This window comes from Blastococcus saxobsidens DD2 (assembly GCF_000284015.1).
GTDB classification, from domain to species: domain Bacteria; phylum Actinomycetota; class Actinomycetes; order Mycobacteriales; family Geodermatophilaceae; genus Blastococcus; species Blastococcus saxobsidens_A.
In genome coordinates this window covers 4,522,624-4,539,356 of the sequence record NC_016943.1, presented here as the reverse complement: position 1 = coordinate 4,539,356, position 16,733 = coordinate 4,522,624, and the positions used below count along the sequence as shown (strand labels likewise).

The 16,733-nt window shown below is 73.3% G+C and carries 15 protein-coding genes; 4 read left to right on the top strand and 11 right to left on the bottom strand.

Annotation, left to right across the window (positions count from 1 at the left end; all coding sequences use genetic code 11):
- The first annotated feature begins 223 nt into the window (after positions 1 to 223).
- Both BLASA_RS21495 and BLASA_RS21490 read left to right on the top strand, forming a co-directional pair.
- A complete protein-coding gene (locus tag BLASA_RS21495) occupies positions 224 to 2,272 on the top strand; it encodes a GGDEF domain-containing protein (RefSeq protein WP_014378373.1) in 2,049 nt (682 codons plus the stop codon).
- Positions 2,273 to 2,373: 101 nt separating this feature from the next.
- Positions 2,374 to 4,458, top strand: coding sequence for a sensor domain-containing diguanylate cyclase (locus BLASA_RS21490; protein WP_014378372.1), 2,085 nt, complete (start codon positions 2,374 to 2,376; stop codon positions 4,456 to 4,458).
- On the opposite strand, the gene BLASA_RS21485 is transcribed toward BLASA_RS21490, so the two are convergent.
- From BLASA_RS21485 to BLASA_RS21465, 6 genes are all read right to left on the bottom strand, one after another.
- Positions 4,435 to 5,271 carry a tyrosine-protein phosphatase gene (locus BLASA_RS21485; RefSeq protein ID WP_041775900.1) on the bottom strand — a complete coding sequence of 279 codons (837 nt, stop codon included), beginning with the start codon at positions 5,269 to 5,271 and terminating at the stop codon, positions 4,435 to 4,437. The two genes, BLASA_RS21490 and BLASA_RS21485, sit on opposite strands and share 24 nt — an antisense overlap.
- Before the next feature lie 49 nt (positions 5,272 to 5,320).
- The gene (locus BLASA_RS21480) at positions 5,321 to 6,193 is read right to left on the bottom strand and encodes a 3-methyladenine DNA glycosylase (protein WP_014378370.1); all 873 of its coding nucleotides are present in this window, start codon (positions 6,191 to 6,193) and stop codon (positions 5,321 to 5,323) included.
- Positions 6,194 to 6,245: 52 nt separating this feature from the next.
- Complete coding sequence (locus tag BLASA_RS21475) at positions 6,246 to 8,192, bottom strand: helix-turn-helix domain-containing protein (protein ID WP_041775899.1); 1,947 nt, start codon at positions 8,190 to 8,192, stop codon at positions 6,246 to 6,248.
- 17 nt (positions 8,193 to 8,209) lie between these two features.
- Positions 8,210 to 8,965 carry a 3-hydroxybutyrate dehydrogenase gene (locus BLASA_RS21470; protein WP_014378368.1) on the bottom strand — a complete coding sequence of 252 codons (756 nt, stop codon included), beginning with the start codon at positions 8,963 to 8,965 and terminating at the stop codon, positions 8,210 to 8,212.
- A gap of 103 nt (positions 8,966 to 9,068) precedes the next feature.
- A complete protein-coding gene (locus tag BLASA_RS25310; RefSeq protein WP_014378367.1) occupies positions 9,069 to 9,224 on the bottom strand; it encodes a hypothetical protein in 156 nt (51 codons plus the stop codon).
- Positions 9,221 to 9,472, bottom strand: coding sequence for a hypothetical protein (locus BLASA_RS21465; protein WP_014378366.1), 252 nt, complete (start codon positions 9,470 to 9,472; stop codon positions 9,221 to 9,223). Before BLASA_RS21465 ends, BLASA_RS25310 begins: the two co-directional genes overlap by 4 nt.
- A gap of 226 nt (positions 9,473 to 9,698) precedes the next feature.
- Here BLASA_RS21465 and BLASA_RS21460 point away from each other — a divergent pair, with 226 nt between their 5' ends.
- On the top strand, positions 9,699 to 11,147 hold the full coding sequence (locus BLASA_RS21460; RefSeq protein ID WP_014378365.1) for an NF041680 family putative transposase: 1,449 nt from the start codon (positions 9,699 to 9,701) through the stop codon (positions 11,145 to 11,147).
- Between the two features lie 29 nt (positions 11,148 to 11,176).
- Here BLASA_RS21460 and BLASA_RS21455 read toward each other — a convergent pair whose 3' ends face one another.
- From BLASA_RS21455 to BLASA_RS25305, 4 genes are all read right to left on the bottom strand, one after another.
- Positions 11,177 to 12,154 (bottom strand): alpha/beta fold hydrolase, encoded by a 978-nt coding sequence (locus BLASA_RS21455; RefSeq protein WP_014378364.1) that lies wholly within the window; start codon positions 12,152 to 12,154, stop codon positions 11,177 to 11,179.
- A 166-nt stretch (positions 12,155 to 12,320) separates the two neighbouring features.
- On the bottom strand, positions 12,321 to 14,159 hold the full coding sequence (locus tag BLASA_RS21450) for an acyl-CoA dehydrogenase (protein WP_041776840.1): 1,839 nt from the start codon (positions 14,157 to 14,159) through the stop codon (positions 12,321 to 12,323).
- A gap of 138 nt (positions 14,160 to 14,297) precedes the next feature.
- Positions 14,298 to 14,684, bottom strand: a complete 387-nt coding sequence (locus BLASA_RS21445) for a lipopolysaccharide assembly protein LapA domain-containing protein (protein ID WP_014378362.1) — start codon at positions 14,682 to 14,684, stop codon at positions 14,298 to 14,300.
- The gene (locus BLASA_RS25305; RefSeq protein ID WP_014378361.1) at positions 14,681 to 14,851 is read right to left on the bottom strand and encodes a hypothetical protein; all 171 of its coding nucleotides are present in this window, start codon (positions 14,849 to 14,851) and stop codon (positions 14,681 to 14,683) included. Before BLASA_RS25305 ends, BLASA_RS21445 begins: the two co-directional genes overlap by 4 nt.
- Positions 14,852 to 15,043: 192 nt before the next feature.
- Here BLASA_RS25305 and BLASA_RS21440 point away from each other — a divergent pair, with 192 nt between their 5' ends.
- Positions 15,044 to 16,246, top strand: a complete 1,203-nt coding sequence (locus tag BLASA_RS21440) for an IS30 family transposase (RefSeq protein WP_014376903.1) — start codon at positions 15,044 to 15,046, stop codon at positions 16,244 to 16,246.
- Positions 16,247 to 16,306: 60 nt separating this feature from the next.
- Here the strand turns inward: BLASA_RS21440 and BLASA_RS21435 are convergent, their stop codons facing one another.
- Positions 16,307 to 16,732, bottom strand: a complete 426-nt coding sequence (locus BLASA_RS21435; RefSeq protein ID WP_014378360.1) for a hypothetical protein — start codon at positions 16,730 to 16,732, stop codon at positions 16,307 to 16,309.
- Position 16,733: the final 1 nt, after the last annotated feature.

Sequence of the window (16,733 nt, the reverse complement as noted above, 5' to 3'; positions counted from 1 at the left end):
CGCGAACCCCCGACCCCGGTCTGCGTCGAGATCGGGGTCGAGTGCGTTCGGAGGCTCCTTGTGACCGGTCGCGGCCGGTGGCATTCTGTAGCCGTGCATGCACGAGGGGTGTCTACCCGTCGGTGCAGCGTCCCCCGAACGAGGGGAGCTGCTCCACTGGCCGGGCCGCCCTGCCGATCAGAGCACGTGCGCACCCACAGGATGCCCGGCGCCGGGGCCGGCGATGACTGAGGCCGCCCCCGCTCGCGACACCTCCGGCGCCACCACCGGGGGCGTGCTCCGCTACGTCCGCCGCCGGGCAGGTGAGGACGCCGTCGCCGAAGTGCTGCGGCGGGCCGGCGTGGCCGCGTCCGCCGCCGAGCTCGAGGACCAGTCCCGCTGGTGGAGCTACGCCACCCGGATCCACCTGTTCGCGGCCGCGACCGAGGTCCTCGACGACCCGCGCACGATGTATGAGGTGGGGGCGGCCGCGCTGCAGACCGGCCTGGCCCACTCCCTGGTCCTCCTGCTGCGCGCCATGGGCTCGCCCCGCCAGGTGTTCCGGCAGCTGCCCCGCGCCGTCCAGAGGTACAGCACCACCTCCACCATGGAGATCCTCGAGGCGACCGCCACCACGGCGACCATCCGCTACCGGTTGCACGACGGCTTCCCGCACTCCCGGCTGGACTGCGACTACACCCAGGGCCTGCTGAGCGTCGTCCCGGAGATCTTCTCGCTGCCGCCCGCGCGCGTGACGCACCAGGAATGCCAGTCCGACGGCTACCCGGCGTGCCTGTACCACCTGGCGTGGCACCGCCGGTCCCGCCTGCCGGTGCGCCGCCGCGTCCGCCAGATCGACCCGGAGCTGCAGGCGCTCCGCGGGCAGCTGCAGATCCTCCAGTCGGCGGCGACCGATCTCGTGGCCAGCGACGACGTGGACACCGTGCTGGACCGCATCGTCTCCCGGGCCGCCGAGGCGGTCCTCGCGCCCGCGTACCTGCTCGCCGTCCACGATCCCGGCGGCGGGCCGCCGCTGGTGCACGGGACCGGCGTCGCGCCCGACCTGATGCCCGAGCTCGCCGCGGCGCTGCTCGACGGCGGGGACCTCGGCCCCGACGCCGTGGTCGTGGACGTGGCGTCCGCCCGGCGGTCGCACGGCCGGCTGGCCGCGCTGTACCGCTCCGGTGACGCCGCCATGGGTGACGAGGGAGCCATGCTCGCCGCGTACGCCGGGCACGCGGCCGCCGCCCTCGACCTGATCATCGCCCTGGAGGACGCCCGCACGGAGGCCGACCGCGCCGGTGTGCTGCTGGGCCTGTCGCACGAGCTGGCGGCCGCGACCGACGCGGTCGAGGTCACCGAGCTGGTCACCTCGGCGCTGCCGCGCGTCGTCGGCTGCACGCGTTCCAGCCTGCTGCTGTGGGATCCGGGCGCCGGGGTGCTGCGCGCCTCGTCGGCAGTCGGCATCTCCGACGACCAGTGGGCGGTGCTGCAGGCGGCCGAGCTGCGTCCGGAGGACACCCCCGAGCTGGTGGGCATGCTGACCGACCGCAGCCCGATCGTCATCGACGACACGACCAGCAGCCCGCTCCTGAGGTCTGTGCTGCAGGCCATCGGCAGCGCCGTCGTCGTCGTCGTGCCGCTGCTCGCGGGCTCGACGTTCCTCGGTGTGGCGACGGCCGGCTGGCGGGCCGGCGAGGCCGTGCTGCCCCTCTCCGGCGACGTGCTCGTCCGGCTCCGCGGCGTGGCCGACCAGGCGTCCACCGCGTTGCAGAAGGCCCGTCTGCTCCAGACGGTCCGGTTCCAGGCCACCCACGACGCCTTGACCGGGCTGCCCAACCGCGTGCTGTTCCTGGACCGCCTCACCACCGCGATCGCCGAAGCCGGCCCGCGGGTCCACCTCGCCGTGCTGTTCTGCGACCTGAACCGGTTCAAGCAGGTCAACGACACCCTCGGGCACGCGGCCGGCGACGAGCTCCTCCGCCAGGTCTCGGCCCGGTTGCGCGCCGCCGTGCGTCCCGGGGACACCGTGGGCCGGCTCAGCGGGGACGAGTTCGCGGTGATCCTGCCGGGGCTGACCGAGCCGGGTGACGCCGACGGGCTGGCCGCGCGGGTCGTCGACTGCTTCCGCGAGCCGTTCCGGCTGGACGGGGTCGACGTGCCGGTCGGCACGAGCGTCGGGGTCGGCGTGCTCGGTGCCGACGGCGGGACCGCCGACGAGCTGCTGCGCGCAGCCGACGCGGCGATGTACCGGCACAAGCACGAGGGCCGGCCCACGTCCGCGCGCGGATGAGCGAGCACCGGATCACCCGAACCGGTCAGGCCGGTTCAAGTGGCTCGCGGGTCCGGCCGATCGTGGTTCCCATGGGCACGGGAGCAACCGGCGAGGATGGCATGACCGCGTCCCCGCCGGAGGAGGCGCGCGAGACATCGGGCGCCACCATCGCCGGGCTGCTCCGGTACGTCGCCCGGAAGGGTGGGGACGACGCGCTCGCCGAGGTGGTCCGGCGCGCCGGCCTCACCGCCCACGTCGAGGAGCTCACCGACCAGGCCCGGTGGTGGAGCTACGACACCCGCCTCCGCCTGTTCGCCGCGGCCACCGAGGTGCTCGACGACCCGGGCACCATGTTCCGTGTCGGCGCCTCCGCTGTGCACAGCGGCGTGGCCCATTCGCTGCTTCTCGTGCTCCGGGCGCTCGGCACCCCGCGGCAGGTCTTCCGGAGCCTTCCCCGGACCACCGCCAAGTTCACCACCGTCTCGACCATGGAAGTGGTCGAGACGACGGCTACGTCGGCGACCATGGCCCTCCGGCTGGCGGAGGGGTACTCCCACTCCGATCTGGACTGCGCGTACGCCCGGGGCCTGGCGATCACGGTGCCGGCCATCTTCGGCCTCCCCCCGGGGGTCATCGCCTCCGCGGAGTGCCAGGCCGGTGGCAGCCGGGTCTGCACCTACCACGTCACCTGGGAGCGTCGCTCGCGCCTGCGCCACCGTCGCCGCGACCGGCATGCGGACGACCCCGAGCTGCGGGCCCTGCGGGGGCAGCTGCGGACCCTGCAGTCCGCGGCCACCGAGCTGGTCGCCAGTGACGACCTGGGCACCGTGCTCCACCGCATCGTGGCTCGGGCGGGCGAGGCCGTCCTGGCCCCCGCCCATCTGCTCGTCATCTCCGCACCCGGCGGTGGTCCGCCGATGATCCACAGCGCCGGCATCCCCGGGCACCTGGTCGACGGGCTGGCCACCCGGCTCCTGGCCGGCGAGGACCTCGGGCCCACCGCCGTCGTGGTCGACATCGCCTCGGCGCGCCGGCGACACGGCCGGCTGGCCGCGATCTACCCGTCGGGTGACGGCTCCGGGACCGACGAGCAGACCATGCTGGCCGCCTACGCCGGCCACGCCGCGGCCGCCGTCGACCTGCTCATCGCGCTGGAGGACGCCCGGCTGGAGGCGGACCGGGCCGGTGCGCTGCTCGAGCTGGCACACGAGCTGGCCGGGGCCTCCGACGCCACCGCCGTCTGCTCGGTCGTCGCGGAGGCGCTGCCGCTGGTGATCGGTTGCAGCAGCGCCTCGGTCATGCTGTGGGACCCGACGCGGGGCCAGCTCCAGGCGCGGGCGTCGGTGGGTCTGGGCGAGGCGGAGGAGTGGTTCCTCGGCGCCCCGCTGCGACCGGAGGACACCCCTGAGCTGGTCGGGATGCTCACCGACCGGGAGCCGCGGATCGTCCGCGCCGCCGTGAGCAGCCCCGCCCTGCGAGAGCTGCTCACGACCATCGGGGTCTCCGACGTGGTCGCCGTACCCCTGCTCGCCGGCAGCACGTTCCTCGGGGTGGTCACGGCCAGCTGGGAGGCGGGGCAGGCGCCCGTCGAGCTGGGCGGCGACGTCCTCGCGCGGCTGCGCGGCGTGGGCGACCAGGCCTCCACCGCGCTGGAGAAGGCACACCTCCTGGAGACCGTGCGCCACCAGGCCACGCACGACGCCCTGACCGGCCTGCCCAACCGGGTGCTCTTCCTGGCGCGGCTGGAGACGGCCATCTCCGACACCGGCCGGGCCGAGTCACCCGGCGTGCTGTTCTGCGACCTCGACCGGTTCAAGGAGGTCAACGACTCCCTCGGCCACGCGGCGGGGGACGAGCTGCTGCGTCAGGTCGCCGCCCGGTTGCGGGCCGTCGTCCGCCCGGGGGACACCGTCGGGCGGCTCAGCGGCGACGAGTTCGCCGTCGTGCTGCCGGCGCTGACCGGCGCCGACGACGCGCGCCGGCTCGCCGACCGCGTCGCCGGCTGCTTCGCCGAGCCGTTCCGGCTCGACGGCCGTCCGGTGCGGATGGGGACGAGCGTGGGGATCGCGGTCCTGGACGCCGGGCTCAGCCGCAGCGCAGACCAGCTGATCCGCCAGGCCGACGCGGCGATGTACCGGGAGAAGCAGCGCCGCGCGACGGCCCGGACCGCCCGTGCGGGATCAGTCCCGCAGCCGCGCGCGTAGCGCCGCCTGCTCGGCCGCACCGAAGCCGTGCGCCTCGAGCCAGCCCGACGGGCCGCCGAAGCGCTCGTCGAGCAGCGTCAGCACCCGGTCCATCGTCTCCGCCCGTGGGGTGTGGCTGCCGACGTCACGGGTCTCCATGTCCTGGGCGTAGGTCGGGGACGCGGCGAGCTTGGCGACGAGGGCGTCGATGATCTGGGCGGTCAGTGCGTAGTCGGCGACGATCTCCTCGTGCGGCACCCCGGCGACGCCGAGGGCCAGGGCGCACACCACGCCGGTGCGGTCCTTGCCCGCCGCGCAGTGCACCAGCGAGGCGCTGTCCCCGGCCTCGGCGATCGCCCGCAGCGCCGCGACGACGTTGTCCCCCCGCTGGCCGAGGTAGCCGAGGTAGGAACGCACGGCCGGTGGCTCCTCCTCGTCGTGCGCCGCGACCTGACGGGGTAGCAGCGACTCGGCCCACCCGGCGGCCGGGAGCTCGATCCCCGGCTCGTCCTCCTCCACCGCGAACACGTCGGTGTGGTGACCGCGCTCGGGCAGCAGGGTGAAGTGCCGGTGGGTGACGTCGGGGTGGCTCCGTAGCGGTCCCCGTCCTTCCAGCAGGATCTCCGCGGTGGTGCGCAGGTCGACGACCTGGCGCAGCCCGATCTGCTCGACCAGCCGCGCGACGTCGGCGTCGCTGAGCGTCTGCAGGTTGTCGCTGCGCAGGATCCGCCCGGGCACCGTGCGCCCGCCGTCGGTGGTGGGCAGCCCACCGAGGTCCCGGGTGTTCGTGGTGCCGTCGAGCCGGATCCAGCGGTCGGTGTGCGGAGGGGTCACGGCCCCGACGGTACGGCGTCGGACCCGACCGCTCCGCCGCACCTCCGGCTCAGCAGAGCAACCGGTCGCACAGGTCGATCAGTCGCGCCCGCAGCACCGCGCCACGCTCGGCGAACCCCCGCTGGGCGGCCACGTACTCGGCCTTCCCGGCCGGTGTCTCGATCGGCACGGTCTGGTAGCCGTGGGCGCGCAGGTCGTAGGGCGAGGCCCGCATGTCCAGCTCGCGGATCTCCACGGCCAGCTCGAAGCAGTCCGCGACGAGGTCCGCCGGCGTCGCCGGGCTCAGCTTGTAGGCCCACTTGTAGAGGTCCATCCCGGCATGCAGGCACCCCGGCTGCTCCAGCTCCGGCTGGCTCTCGCGGCTCGGCCGGACCAGGGTGCGCTCCACCGCCGGCGGGGTGAAGAAGCGGAACGCGTCGACATGGGTGCACCGGATCGGGTGCGCCTCGACCACCGCATCCGTGCCTTCCGGGCCCAGGCGCAGCGGGATCTCGTGCCGGGGGGACCGGTCCCGGTACACCATCGCCCACTCGTGCAGGCCGAAGCAGCCGCTGAACGCCGGGCGCGCGGCGGTGGCCGCGATCAGCCGGCGGACGAAGCGCACAGTGTCGCCGCGGTCGGCCACGAACGCCTCGACGTCGAGGCGCACGGCGGCACCGTCGGTCGCGTACCAGCGCCAGCCGGCGTGTGGAGCGGACCCGGAGAGCGCGACGTCCGGACCGGGGTGCCAGCGGCGCAGCCTGCCGGGGGTCTCTGAGTAGTAGGTGAAGAGGAAGTCCAGGACCGGGTGCGTCCGGCCCTGGCGACGGCGTTCCCGGTGCGGCGCCGTCCACCGGTCGATGCGCGCCTCGTGGGCGGCGGAGCGGGCGAGCCACTCCTCCGCCGCCAGGGTCCGCGGCGGGCGGGTCGGTGCGGCAGACACCGCCCCAGCGTAGGTGGGGTCCTGCCCGGCTCCGGTGGAGGTCAGCCGCTACTCAGTCCCCGACCGCGCGGGTGAGCCGGTGCAGCTGCAGCGCCAGCTGGACCTCCAGGGCGCGCCCCGGCGAGGACCACTCCTTGCCCAGCAGCCGGCCCACCCGGTCCAGGCGCTGGGTCACGGTGTTGACGTGCACCCCCAGGGCGTCGGCCGCCCGCGCCGGGGAGTTGCCGGCGTCGAAGAACGCCTCCAGGGTGGCCACCAGATCGGTGCGCCGCTTGGCGTCGTACTCGAGCACCGGGGCCAGCGTCGCCTGCACGAAACCGTCGACGTCCCGTCCTTCCCCGACCAGCAGGCCGAAGAACCCCAGCTCGTCGGCGCTGGCCGAGCCACCGGTGCGGCCGAGTGCCACCAGGGTCGCCGCGCAGCGCGCCGCCTCGGCGTGCGCCGTCGCCACGTCACCCGGGCCACGTGCCGGGCCGGCGCCGCCGACGGTGACGACTCCGGAACCCGCGGCCGCCAGCTCACGGCGCACCATCGCCGCCGCCGCTCCCGGCGCCAGGTCCGGGAGGCAGAGCACCACGCAGCCGTCGTAGACACCGGCCAGCCCGCTCCTGGTGGCCGCCAGGTGGGTCGCCGCGGCCAATGCCCGCGGCCGGCAGCGGGCCTCCACCCGCGCGACCACGACGGCGTGCGCCCGGTCCAGGTCCGTGCCCAGCCGGCGGGCCCGCTCGCGCAGCCCGTCGGAGTCCCGGAGCGCCGTGCTCAGCAGCTCCTCCAGCAGCTCGCCGCGCACCCGGTTCTCCGCCTCGCCGGCCGTCCGGCGGGTCAGCAGCAGCAGCGCCGTGACCAGGGCGGCCCGTTCGAGGACGCGCTGCTCCCAGTCGGACAGCTCCTCCTCGCGGTGCAGCACCAGCCCGCCGAGCAGTTCGCTGTCGACCGTCACCGCGGCGGTCCACCAGCTGCCGTCCCGCACGGTGCGGCCGGTCGAGCGGGCCAGCGCCAGGGCCGCGGCCGGGTCTGGCGGCAGCCCGGGTGCGGCGGTGTCGGTGCCCGTCGTGCCGCTGCGGCCGTCCTCGTCCAGCACCGTGATGCTGCCGCCCAGCGCCTCGGTCACGGCCGCCGCCACGTCCTCCACACCACCGCCGCGGAGCACCACGTCGATGAACCTGTCGTGCGCGCCGGCGGCCCGCTCGACCGACGCGGTGTGCGCGCGCAGCTCACGGCTGGCCGCCGACAGCTCGTCCAGCGCCGCCCGGGTCTCGTCCAGCAGCCGGGCGTTGTCCAGCGCGATCGCCGCGTGGGCGGCCAGCGATCCCAGCAGGGACACCTCCGACCGGTCGAAGCTGCGCTCGGTCCGGTCGGCGGCGAAGAGCACGCCGATGACCTGGGAGCCCCGGATCAGCGGCACCCCGAGGATGGCGACCAGGCCCTCGTCGCGGACGCCCTTGTTGATCTCGTCGGTGTGCCGGAAGCGGGAGTCGGTGAAGTAGCTGGACGTCGCGTACGGGGCCGCCGTCTGGGCGACCAGCCCGCCGAGCCCGGCCCCCATCGGCAGCCGGAGCGCCTGGAAGCGGGCGGAGACCGAGCCGGCGGTGACCCGCATGCTGGTGTCGCTCCGGGCGGGGTCGTTCAGGGTCAGGTATGCCACGTCGCTGCCCAGCAGCTGCCGGGCGCGCCGGACGATCGCGCCGAGGACCGAGTCCACCCCGCGCAGGGCCGCGAGGTCACTGGCGGTGTCGAAGAGCGCCGACAGCTCCGATTCCCGGCGGCGGCGGGCCGCGAAGGCCGCCCGCACCGTCAGGGCCAGCAGCTTGATCCGCTCCAGCTCGGCCAGCTCGTCGGCGCCGGCCCCGGCCGCACGCGCGCGGACGAGGGGCCGCTCGTACTCGATCGCCGCTGCGTCGTCGAGGAGCAGTTCGAAGTACTCGGCGGCGTGCGTCGTGGCCGGCCGCGAGCTATGGCCGATGGCGGGCGGGACCGGTGACCGGGGCACACCCGGCATTCTGGCCGGTCGCGCGCTCAATGCGCGCCCCAGCCGCCGTCCATCACCAGGGAGGTGCCGGTGACCGAGGCGGCCGCGGGTGAGCAGAGCCAGGCCACGGCGTCGGCGACCTCCTCGGGCTCGATCAGCCGCTTCACGGCGGCGGGGGCGAGCATCACCCGTTCGACGACCTCGTCCGCCGACATCCCGTGCGCCTTCGCCTGGTCGGCGATCTGCCCCTCCACCAAGGGTGTGCGCACGTATGCGGGGTTCACGCAGTTGGAGGTGACCCCCTTGTCGGCGCCCTCGAGCGCGATCACCTTCGACAGCCCCTCCAGGCCGTGCTTGGCCGTCACGTACGCGGACTTGTACGCCGAGGCGCGCAGGCCGTGGATGGAGCTGATGTTCACCACCCGCCCCCAGCCCTCGTCGTACATGTGCGGCAGCGCGCCACGCGCCAGCCGGAACGGGACCTCGACCATCAGCCGCAGGATGTAGGCGAACCGGTCCACGGGGAACTCGTGCACCGGGGCCACGTGCTGCAGGCCGGCGTTGTTCACCAGGACGTCCACGTCGAGATCGAGCGCATCGACGGCCGCCAGGTCGGAGAGGTCCACGGCCACCGCGGTGCCCCCCAACTCCGCGGCCACGGCCTCGGCAGCCGCCGCGTCCCGGTCGACGACGACCACGTCGGCCCCGTCGGCGGCGAGCCGGCGCGCGCAGGCCCGCCCGATGCCCGACGCCCCTCCGGTGATGAGTGCCCGGCGACCGACCATGGGCCCTGTGACCGTCATGGTGGGAACGCTAGGCCGTGGACGTGACGCCCCCCACGGCGGCTGGGCACACAGCTGCCGCAAGGTCTGTGGTGCACCGCCACACCGGCCGCACGGTCGGGGGTCAGTCGGACTGGTTCCCGGGGCGCGCCACCGCGTCGTCCTGCTGGGCGTCGTCGTCGGTGGTGAGAGTGACCTCGTCGTCGCGGCGGCTCTCGGTGGAGCCGTCGTCGGCGGTGTCGGGGGACTCCCGGTAGCCGGTCGGCTCGGACTCGCTCATCGGCCGTCATCTCCTGCTCGGTTGGTGGGCGCCCCGACCTCGCCGGAGGCACCGGCCCGCCGCGCCCGGGCGATGTCGCCGTCGGCTCGCGCGGGCAGGTCGTCGCCCTGGGCGGCGTCCCGCTCGATGGCCTCGTCGGCGGTGAGGGGCACGTCGTCGAAGGACGAGGCCAGGTCGCTGTTGGCGCCGGTGCCCGACGCGGTCGGGACGTCCTGCTGGATGCGGTCGCTGCCCTGTGGGTCGCTCACGGGTCCTCCTGGGGGATCGACGTCCCTGGCCCATGCCCGGCTCCCCGGCGCCGAAACGGCCGGCGGTCGCCTCCCGTGCGGGAGACGGCCGCCGGTTCTCCGTCGTCTGCTCAGCTTGTCGTTTAACCCCGCCCGGGCCTGATGAGTTACACGGATGTGTTTCCGGCTGGCATGAGGGCGGCCACCGCGTGATCCTTTGAAGTTGCGACGCTTCAAGGAATCGGCGGTGGCCGTCATGGACAGTCTGGACCCGGTCGACGCGGTTGGCCAGAGCACGGCGGCGATGGACAGGCTGCGGGTGTTCCGCGGAGAGGTGTACCAGTGCCTGGGTCGGCGCCGAGATGTGCTGTTCGAGTTGACCGACGCGTTGTTGTGCACCGAGGGTCCGGTCAAGACATTGGTCGGGCTCTGTCTGGCCCCGGAGCATCGCCGTGGTCACGGTGCCCTGTACGACGGGGTCAACTGCGGGCAGGTCGATGCCGACCGGCTGCGGGAGACGTTGGCGGAGCTGCCGGTACCGCGGATGTTCGGCGGACGGATCGTGTTGGCTATCGACGTCTCGCCGTGGCTACGCCCGGACGCCGAGACCTGCCCGGATCGGCTGTTCTGCCACGTCTACGGGCGCGGACGCAACGCCGATCAGCGGATCCCGGGCTGGCCGTATCAGGTCGTCGCCGCGCTGGAGAGCGGGCCGACCAGCTGGACCGCGGTGCTGGATGCGGTGCGGCTGGGACCGGCCGATGACGCGACCGCGGTCACCGCCGATCAGCTGCGCGCGGTCGTGAACCGGTTGCAGGCGGCCGGGCACTGGCGTGCCGGCGACCCGGCGATCATGGTGATGCTGGACTCCGGCTATGACGTGACCCGGCTGGCGTTCGTGCTGGCCGACCTGCCGGTGCACCTGGTCGGGCGGATCCGCGCCGACCGGGTCATGCTCGGCCCCGCCCCGTCGCCGGGCGTCGACCCTCGCGCCGGGCGGCCCCGCCGGCACGGCGCGGTCATGGCGCTGGCCGATCCGGGCAGCTGGCCGACCCCGGCCACGCAGACCCAGACAGCCACCACCCGCTACGGGCAGGCCGCGGCCACCTCCTTCGACCGGATGCACCCACGGCTGGCCTCCCGCGGTCCCTGGGCCGACCACCCCGGCCGGCTGCCGATCGTCGAGGGCACCGTGATTCGTCTGCAGGTCGAGCACCTGCCCGGCCAGCGTGAGGCCAAGCCGGTGTGGCTGTGGTCCGCGACTACCGGCGCCGACGCCGAGGAAGTCACCCGCTGCTGGCAGGCCTACCTGCGCCGCTTCGACCTGGAGCACACCTTCCGCCTCTGGAAGCAGACCCTCGGCTGGACCGCCCCGAAGATCCGTTCCCCGCAGGCCGGTGACCGCTGGACCTGGCTGGTGATCGCCGCGCACACCCAGCTCCGCCTGGCCCGCCACCTCGCCGTCGACCTGCGCCGGCCCTGGGAGAAACCCCTGCCCGCCGAGCGACTGACCCCCGCCCGGGTCCGGCGCGGGTTTCGCCACCTGCGGGCGAAGACCGGTCAGCCGGCCAGCGCACCGAAACCCTCCCGGCCGGGCCCGGGCCGCCCTCCGGGCGTGCCGAACCGACACCGAGCCACCCGCCACGACGTCGGAAAGACCCCGCGAGACCCCCACGACCAACAACTCAGGGGTTAAACGACAAGCTCAGAAGGCCGCTTCGTCGATCACTTGGCCGCCGCCTGCTCCGGGGCGAAGGGCTGGTCCTCGGCCCAGTCCAGGATCTCCTCGTTGGCCTCCCTCGCCTCCTCGAGGATCACCGCGTGGGATCCGTCGTCGATGATCTCCAGGTCGGCTCCGGGGATGGCCTCGGCCATCTGCTGGGAGATGCTCACCGGGTAGATCGTGTCCTGCAGGCCCACCAGGACCAGGGTCGGCACGTCGATCTCCGGCAGAAGTGGCCGGAAGTCAGGCCGCGTGGCCAGCGCCTCCGCCCCGGCGATGTACGCCTGCTTGGAGGCCTCGTCCATGAGCCCGGTCACGTAGTCGACGAGCTCGGGCTTCTCCAGCCGTGCCTCGCCGGTGAGCATCTCGTCGATGATCAGCGGCGGTACCGCTTCCGTGCCCTGCTGGTTGACGACCTCGATCAGACCGCGCCAGGTGCCCACCTCGGGCGGGGGAGCGGGGGCTGCAACTGTGTCGATGAGGAGGATCCCGTCGAAGCGGTCCGGCGCCTGCTGGTACATCGAGAAGACGATCGGGCCGCCCATCGACATGCCACCGATGACCGCCGACTCCACCCCGAGCTCGTCCATGACGGCGAGCACGTCACCGGCGTAGCTCTCGATGGACCCCTCGGGCTGCTCGCCCAACGCCTCGCTGCGGCCGTAGCCGCGCAGATCCACGGTGATCACCCGGTAGCCCGCCTGGACGAGCGCCTCGCGGTTCTCGGCGAAGAGGTCACCGGTCAGCGGATAGCCGTGGATCAGGAGGATCGGCTGGCCCTCGCCCTGGGCCTGGGCCTGGGCCTGGTAGAAGATGCGCGCGCCTTCCACCTCGACGAATCCCTCCTCGCCGGCGAACGTGCTCTCGACCGGACCCGGCCCCGCCTCTGGTGCGGGGTCGGTGCCGGCCGCCGCCATTCCGAGCGGGGCCAGGCAGGCAGTGGTCAGGCCGACGGCGAACAGGCTGCGGCGCAGCAGCATGGGGACTCCTGGATCGGGATGGCCGGCGACAGGCATCGGTCACCGGATGGGAGGACTCCCGATCTACCCCTTGCCCCCACGAGCGAATACGACGTTCTGATGACGTCGGCGGGCGCGGCAGCAGGCCGCTTCCGCCGACGACGGGGAGCGGCCTGCCGCCCGGCTGTCAGAAGGCCGCTTCGTCGATCTCCATGAGGGCGTTGTCGGTGTTCTCGACGATGGCCCGCTCCGAGGCCAGCCGCGGCAGCACCTGGGTGGTGAAGAAGCGGGTGGCGGCGAGCTTGCCCTCGTAGAAGTGCCGGTCCTTCTCGGAGACCGGGCCGGCCAGGGCGCCCAAGGCCACCTCCGACTGGCGGACCAGCAGCCACGCGGTGACCAGGTCGCCGGTGGCGAGCAGCAGCCGGCTGGTGTTCTGGGCGACCTTGTACAGCGCCGTCATGTCCTGCTGGGCCTCGGTGAGGTGGCCGAACATGGTGGTCAGCATGCCCTGGACGTCGGCCAGCGCGGTCGCGAGCAGGCCGCGCTCCTCCTTGAGCCGGCCGTTGCCGGCCTCGGCGTCGACCGTGGCCTGGACCTGCGAGGCCAGCCAGGTCAGCGCGACGCCGCCGTCCTTGACGATCTTCCGGAAGAAGAAGTCCTGGCCTTGGATCGCGGTGGTGCCCTCGTAGAGGGTGTCGATCTTGGAGTCCCGGATGTACTGCTCGATCGGGTAGTCCTGCAGATAACCCGACCCGCCCAGGGTCTGCAGGGACTCGGCGGTGAGCAGCTGGGTGGCCCGCTCGGAGCCGAAGCCCTTCACGATGGGCAGCAGCAGGTCGTTGAGCCGCTCGGCCAGCGTGGCCCGCTCGGCGTCGCCCTCGGCCTCGGCCTCGGTGACCTGGTCGCGGAAGCTCGCCGCGTACAGGTACAGCGCGCGCATGCCCTCGGCGTAGGACTTCTGCAGCATCAGCGAGCGGCGCACGTCCGGGTGGTGGGTGATGGGAACCCGCAGGGCGTCCTTGGACGTCGCGGTGAGGTCGGCACCCTGCACGCGGGTCTTCGCGTAGTCGAGCGCGACCTGGTAGCCGGCCGACAGCGTCGCGATCGCCTTTGCGCCCACGAACATGCGGGCGTGCTCGATGACCTTGAACATCTGGGCGATGCCGTCGTGCACCTCGCCGACCAGCCAACCCTGCGCGGGCACCGGGCCGTCGCCGAAGGTGAGCTCGCAGGTGGTGGAGACCTTGAGGCCCATCTTCTTCTCGACGTTGGTGACGTAGGCGCCGTTCCGCTCGCCGAGCTCGCCGGTCGCGAGATCCACGTGGAACTTGGGGACGACGAACAGCGACAGCCCCTTGGTGCCGGCCTTCGCGCCCTCGGGGCGGGCCAGGACCAGGTGCACGATGTTGTCGCTCAGGTCGTGCTCAGCGGAGGTGATGAACCGCTTCACACCGTGGATGTGCCAGGAACCGTCGGGCTGCTGCACGGCCTTGGTGGTGCCGGCGCCGACGTCGGAGCCGGCGTCGGGCTCGGTGAGCACCATCGTGGCGCCCCAGCCCTTCTCCAGCATCAGCTCGGCCATCCGCTTCTGGTCGGGCGTGCCCAGCTCGTCGAGGATCGCGGCGAAGGCGGCCCCCGAGCCGTACATGAACGCCGCCGGGTTGGCGCCGAGGATCATCTCGAAAGCGCCCCAGGTCAGGGCGTGCGGTGCGCCGAAGCCGCCCAGGTGCTCGGGCAGGTCGAGGCGGTACCACTCGCCGTCCTCGATGGCCTTGACCGACTTCTTGAACGACTCGGGGAGCGTCACCGAGTTCGTCGCCGGGTCGAACACGGGCGGGTTGCGGTCGGCGTCGACGAAGGACGCCGCGACGGGGCCCTCGGCCAGCCGGCGGACCTCGCCGAGGATCCCGCGGGCGGTCTCGACGTCCATCTGCGCGAACGGCCCGGTGCCGAAGCGGTCCTTCGTGTCCTGGAACTCGAAGAGGTTGAACTCGAGGTCCCGAAGGTTGGCGGTGTAGTGCGTCATGGCGCTCAGGCTCCCGTGCTCCGTGCCGGCGTACGGCATCGTGCTACTCGCGAGTAACAAACGCTATTACTCGCGGGTAGCAACGGCAAGCGTCGGGATCCTCGACACGCCCCCGGCGGGGCATCTGACCCGGAGGGGTCAGCGCTTGCGGCGCCGGGCGCGGCGAACCAGGCCGGCCAGCCACACCAGCAGCCCGCCCAGGGCCGCGCCGATCAGCAGCGCCAGCACCAGCGGCGCCTGGACGTCGGTGAAGACGAGGCTGATCTGCACCGTCTGGCCGTTGAAGACCACGAAGAGCACCAGCAGGACGGTGACGAAGATCAGCAGCGCCAGGGCCAGCGTGCGGCCGATGGCGCGGCCGGTGTGCCGCTCGCGCACCGGCTCCGGGGCCGGCTGCGGCGGTGCGGGCGGTGGCGCAGCAGGCTCGCTGTCAACGGGACCGGTGGGGCCGGTCGCGCGGTCCCCCAGGCCGACGTCGAGCGGGTCGCGGGGCGTACCGGGCGGCGGCCGGTCGGGCCCGGTCATCGGGCGTCCGGCTCGGTGTCGGCCGGCGGGTACGCCGGCCCGGCGATGCCGTCGGCCGGTCCCTCGGTGGCGCCCAGGGAGTTCCGGTCCTCGCTCGGCGCCTTCTGCGCCCCGAGCGGCTGGGCCTCGCGGTCGGCTCCTGCGTTGTTCTCGTCGGGCATGGTCATTGTCGAGGACTGCCCGTGTCCGGGGTGCCGGAAACCGCCCGGGTCGGTCGTCCCCGGGCCCGCGACGTCGCCTGCTGCCGCGCCAGTGGGCTCACGACGCCCGCTGGCCGCGACGAAGTGCGCTGGCGCCTACTTCTGGGCGCTTGGGTTCAAGGAGTCGACGCAACACCTCGATGAGACGGGGTGGTGTCGATGGGAGCAACGGGACATGTACCGCTGCCGCAGGAGGTGCGTCGGCGGTTCTGGCAGCTGATCGCCGCGGGATCCTCGACCGAGGACGCCTCGGCAGCCGTCGGGGTCACCGGCAGCACCGGGCGGCGATGGTTCGTCGAGGCCGGCGGCATACCCCCTGTGCAGCTGGCCGAGCCCAACGGCCGCTATCTGTCCGTCAGTGAGCGTGAGGAGATCGCGCTGGATCGGGCGGCCGGTCTGGGCGTCCGCGAGATCGCCCGGCGGTTGGAGCGCAGCCCCTCGACGATCAGCCGGGAACTCGCTCGCGGCTGTCTGACGCGCCGTCCGGCCGGCCGCTACAAGGCATCGGTCGCCCAGGCCCGCGCCGAGGCCCGGGCGCGCCGGCCCAAGCCGGCCAAGCTGACCCAGCATCCGGTGCTGCGCGACTGGGTGGCCGACAAGCTCGAGCACCTGCAGTGGAGCCCGGAGCAGATCAGTCATCGGCTGCGGCTGGCGTTCCCCGACGATGAGTCCATGCGCATCAGCCACGAGGCGATCTACCAGTCCCTCTACGTGCAAGGCCGGGGTGCGCTGCGCCGTGAGCTGGCCGTCTGCCTGCGCACCGGCCGGGCGCTGCGCAAGCCGCGGCGGCGAGCCGATGGCCGCCGTGAGCGGATCAAGGACAAGGTGATGATCTCCGAGCGGCCCGCCGAGGTCGCCGACCGCGCGGTGCCCGGACACTGGGAGGGCGACCTGATGGTCGGCAAGGACAGCGGCTCGGCGGTCGGCACGCTGGTCGAGCGCACCACCCGGTTCACCATGCTGCTGCATCTGCCAGCCGATCACGGCGCCGAAGCCGTCGCCGCCGCAATCACCGCCAAGATCACCACCATGCCGGTCGCGCTGCGCCGCACGCTGACCTGGGACCAGGGCATCGAGTTGGCCCGGCACGCCGAGATCACCATCGCCGCGGACCTGCCGGTCTACTTCTGCGATCCGCACAGCCCCTGGCAGCGCGGCAGCAACGAGAACACCAACGGCCTGCTGCGCCAGTACCTGCCCAAGGGCACCGACCTGTCCGGGCACAGCGCCGCCGACCTGGACGCCATCGCCGACAAGCTCAACGGCCGCCCTCGCAAGACCCTCGGCTTCCACACTCCGGCCGAGGAACTCGCTCGACTATTGTCTGATGATCAACTAGCCGGTGTTGCGTCGACCAGTTGAATCCGCCGCGCTCGAACCGGGCGTCCGCGCACATCCTCCAGACGGCCGTCGACGCGCGGCTCAGTCGGTCAGGGCGGGCCCGGCCTCGTGCGCGGGGTGCCCGGCGGTGCGTTCGCGCTGCTTCATGCGGGCCTCGAGGACGTGCCGGTCGCCGCCGGCGAGCTGCTCGCGGGCGCGGGCGTCGTACCCGCGGAAGGCGGCCCAGTAGTTCTCGTCGAAGTCCTCGACGATCTGGAAGGTCCAGCGCTCGGCGATGACGTTCCGCCCGACGAGATCCCGCTCCAGGTCCGCGGCCAGCTGCGCCGCGCCTGCCTCGTCGAACAGGTCGACGGACTCCTGCAGCAGCCGGTCGGCCTTGCCGGTCAGCTGGTGGAAGGCGTAGAGGAAGCCGCGGGCCTGGTCCACGGTCTCCAGGGCCTCGGAGAGCTTGCCGAGCGCTGCCACGGTCGTGTCGTCGAGGTCGGGGCGGGTGCGGTCGTTCGTCACC

Excerpts from the sequence above, each read along its gene's own strand:
- BLASA_RS25305 (WP_014378361.1), bottom strand. The coding sequence starts at position 14,851 with ATGACCATGCCCGACGAGAACAACGCAGGAGCCGACCGCGAGGCCCAG.
- BLASA_RS21475 (WP_041775899.1), bottom strand. The coding sequence starts at position 8,192 with ATGCCGGGTGTGCCCCGGTCACCGGTCCCGCCCGCCATCGGCCATAGC.
- BLASA_RS21455 (WP_014378364.1), bottom strand. The coding sequence starts at position 12,154 with ATGCTGCTGCGCCGCAGCCTGTTCGCCGTCGGCCTGACCACTGCCTGC.
- BLASA_RS21490 (WP_014378372.1), top strand. The coding sequence starts at position 2,374 with ATGACCGCGTCCCCGCCGGAGGAGGCGCGCGAGACATCGGGCGCCACC.
- BLASA_RS21470 (WP_014378368.1), bottom strand. The coding sequence starts at position 8,965 with ATGACGGTCACAGGGCCCATGGTCGGTCGCCGGGCACTCATCACCGGA.
- BLASA_RS21440 (WP_014376903.1), top strand. The coding sequence starts at position 15,044 with ATGGGAGCAACGGGACATGTACCGCTGCCGCAGGAGGTGCGTCGGCGG.
- BLASA_RS21495 (WP_014378373.1), top strand. The coding sequence starts at position 224 with ATGACTGAGGCCGCCCCCGCTCGCGACACCTCCGGCGCCACCACCGGG.
- BLASA_RS25310 (WP_014378367.1), bottom strand. The coding sequence starts at position 9,224 with ATGAGCGAGTCCGAGCCGACCGGCTACCGGGAGTCCCCCGACACCGCC.
- BLASA_RS21445 (WP_014378362.1), bottom strand. The coding sequence starts at position 14,684 with ATGACCGGGCCCGACCGGCCGCCGCCCGGTACGCCCCGCGACCCGCTC.
- BLASA_RS21450 (WP_041776840.1), bottom strand. The coding sequence starts at position 14,159 with ATGACGCACTACACCGCCAACCTTCGGGACCTCGAGTTCAACCTCTTC.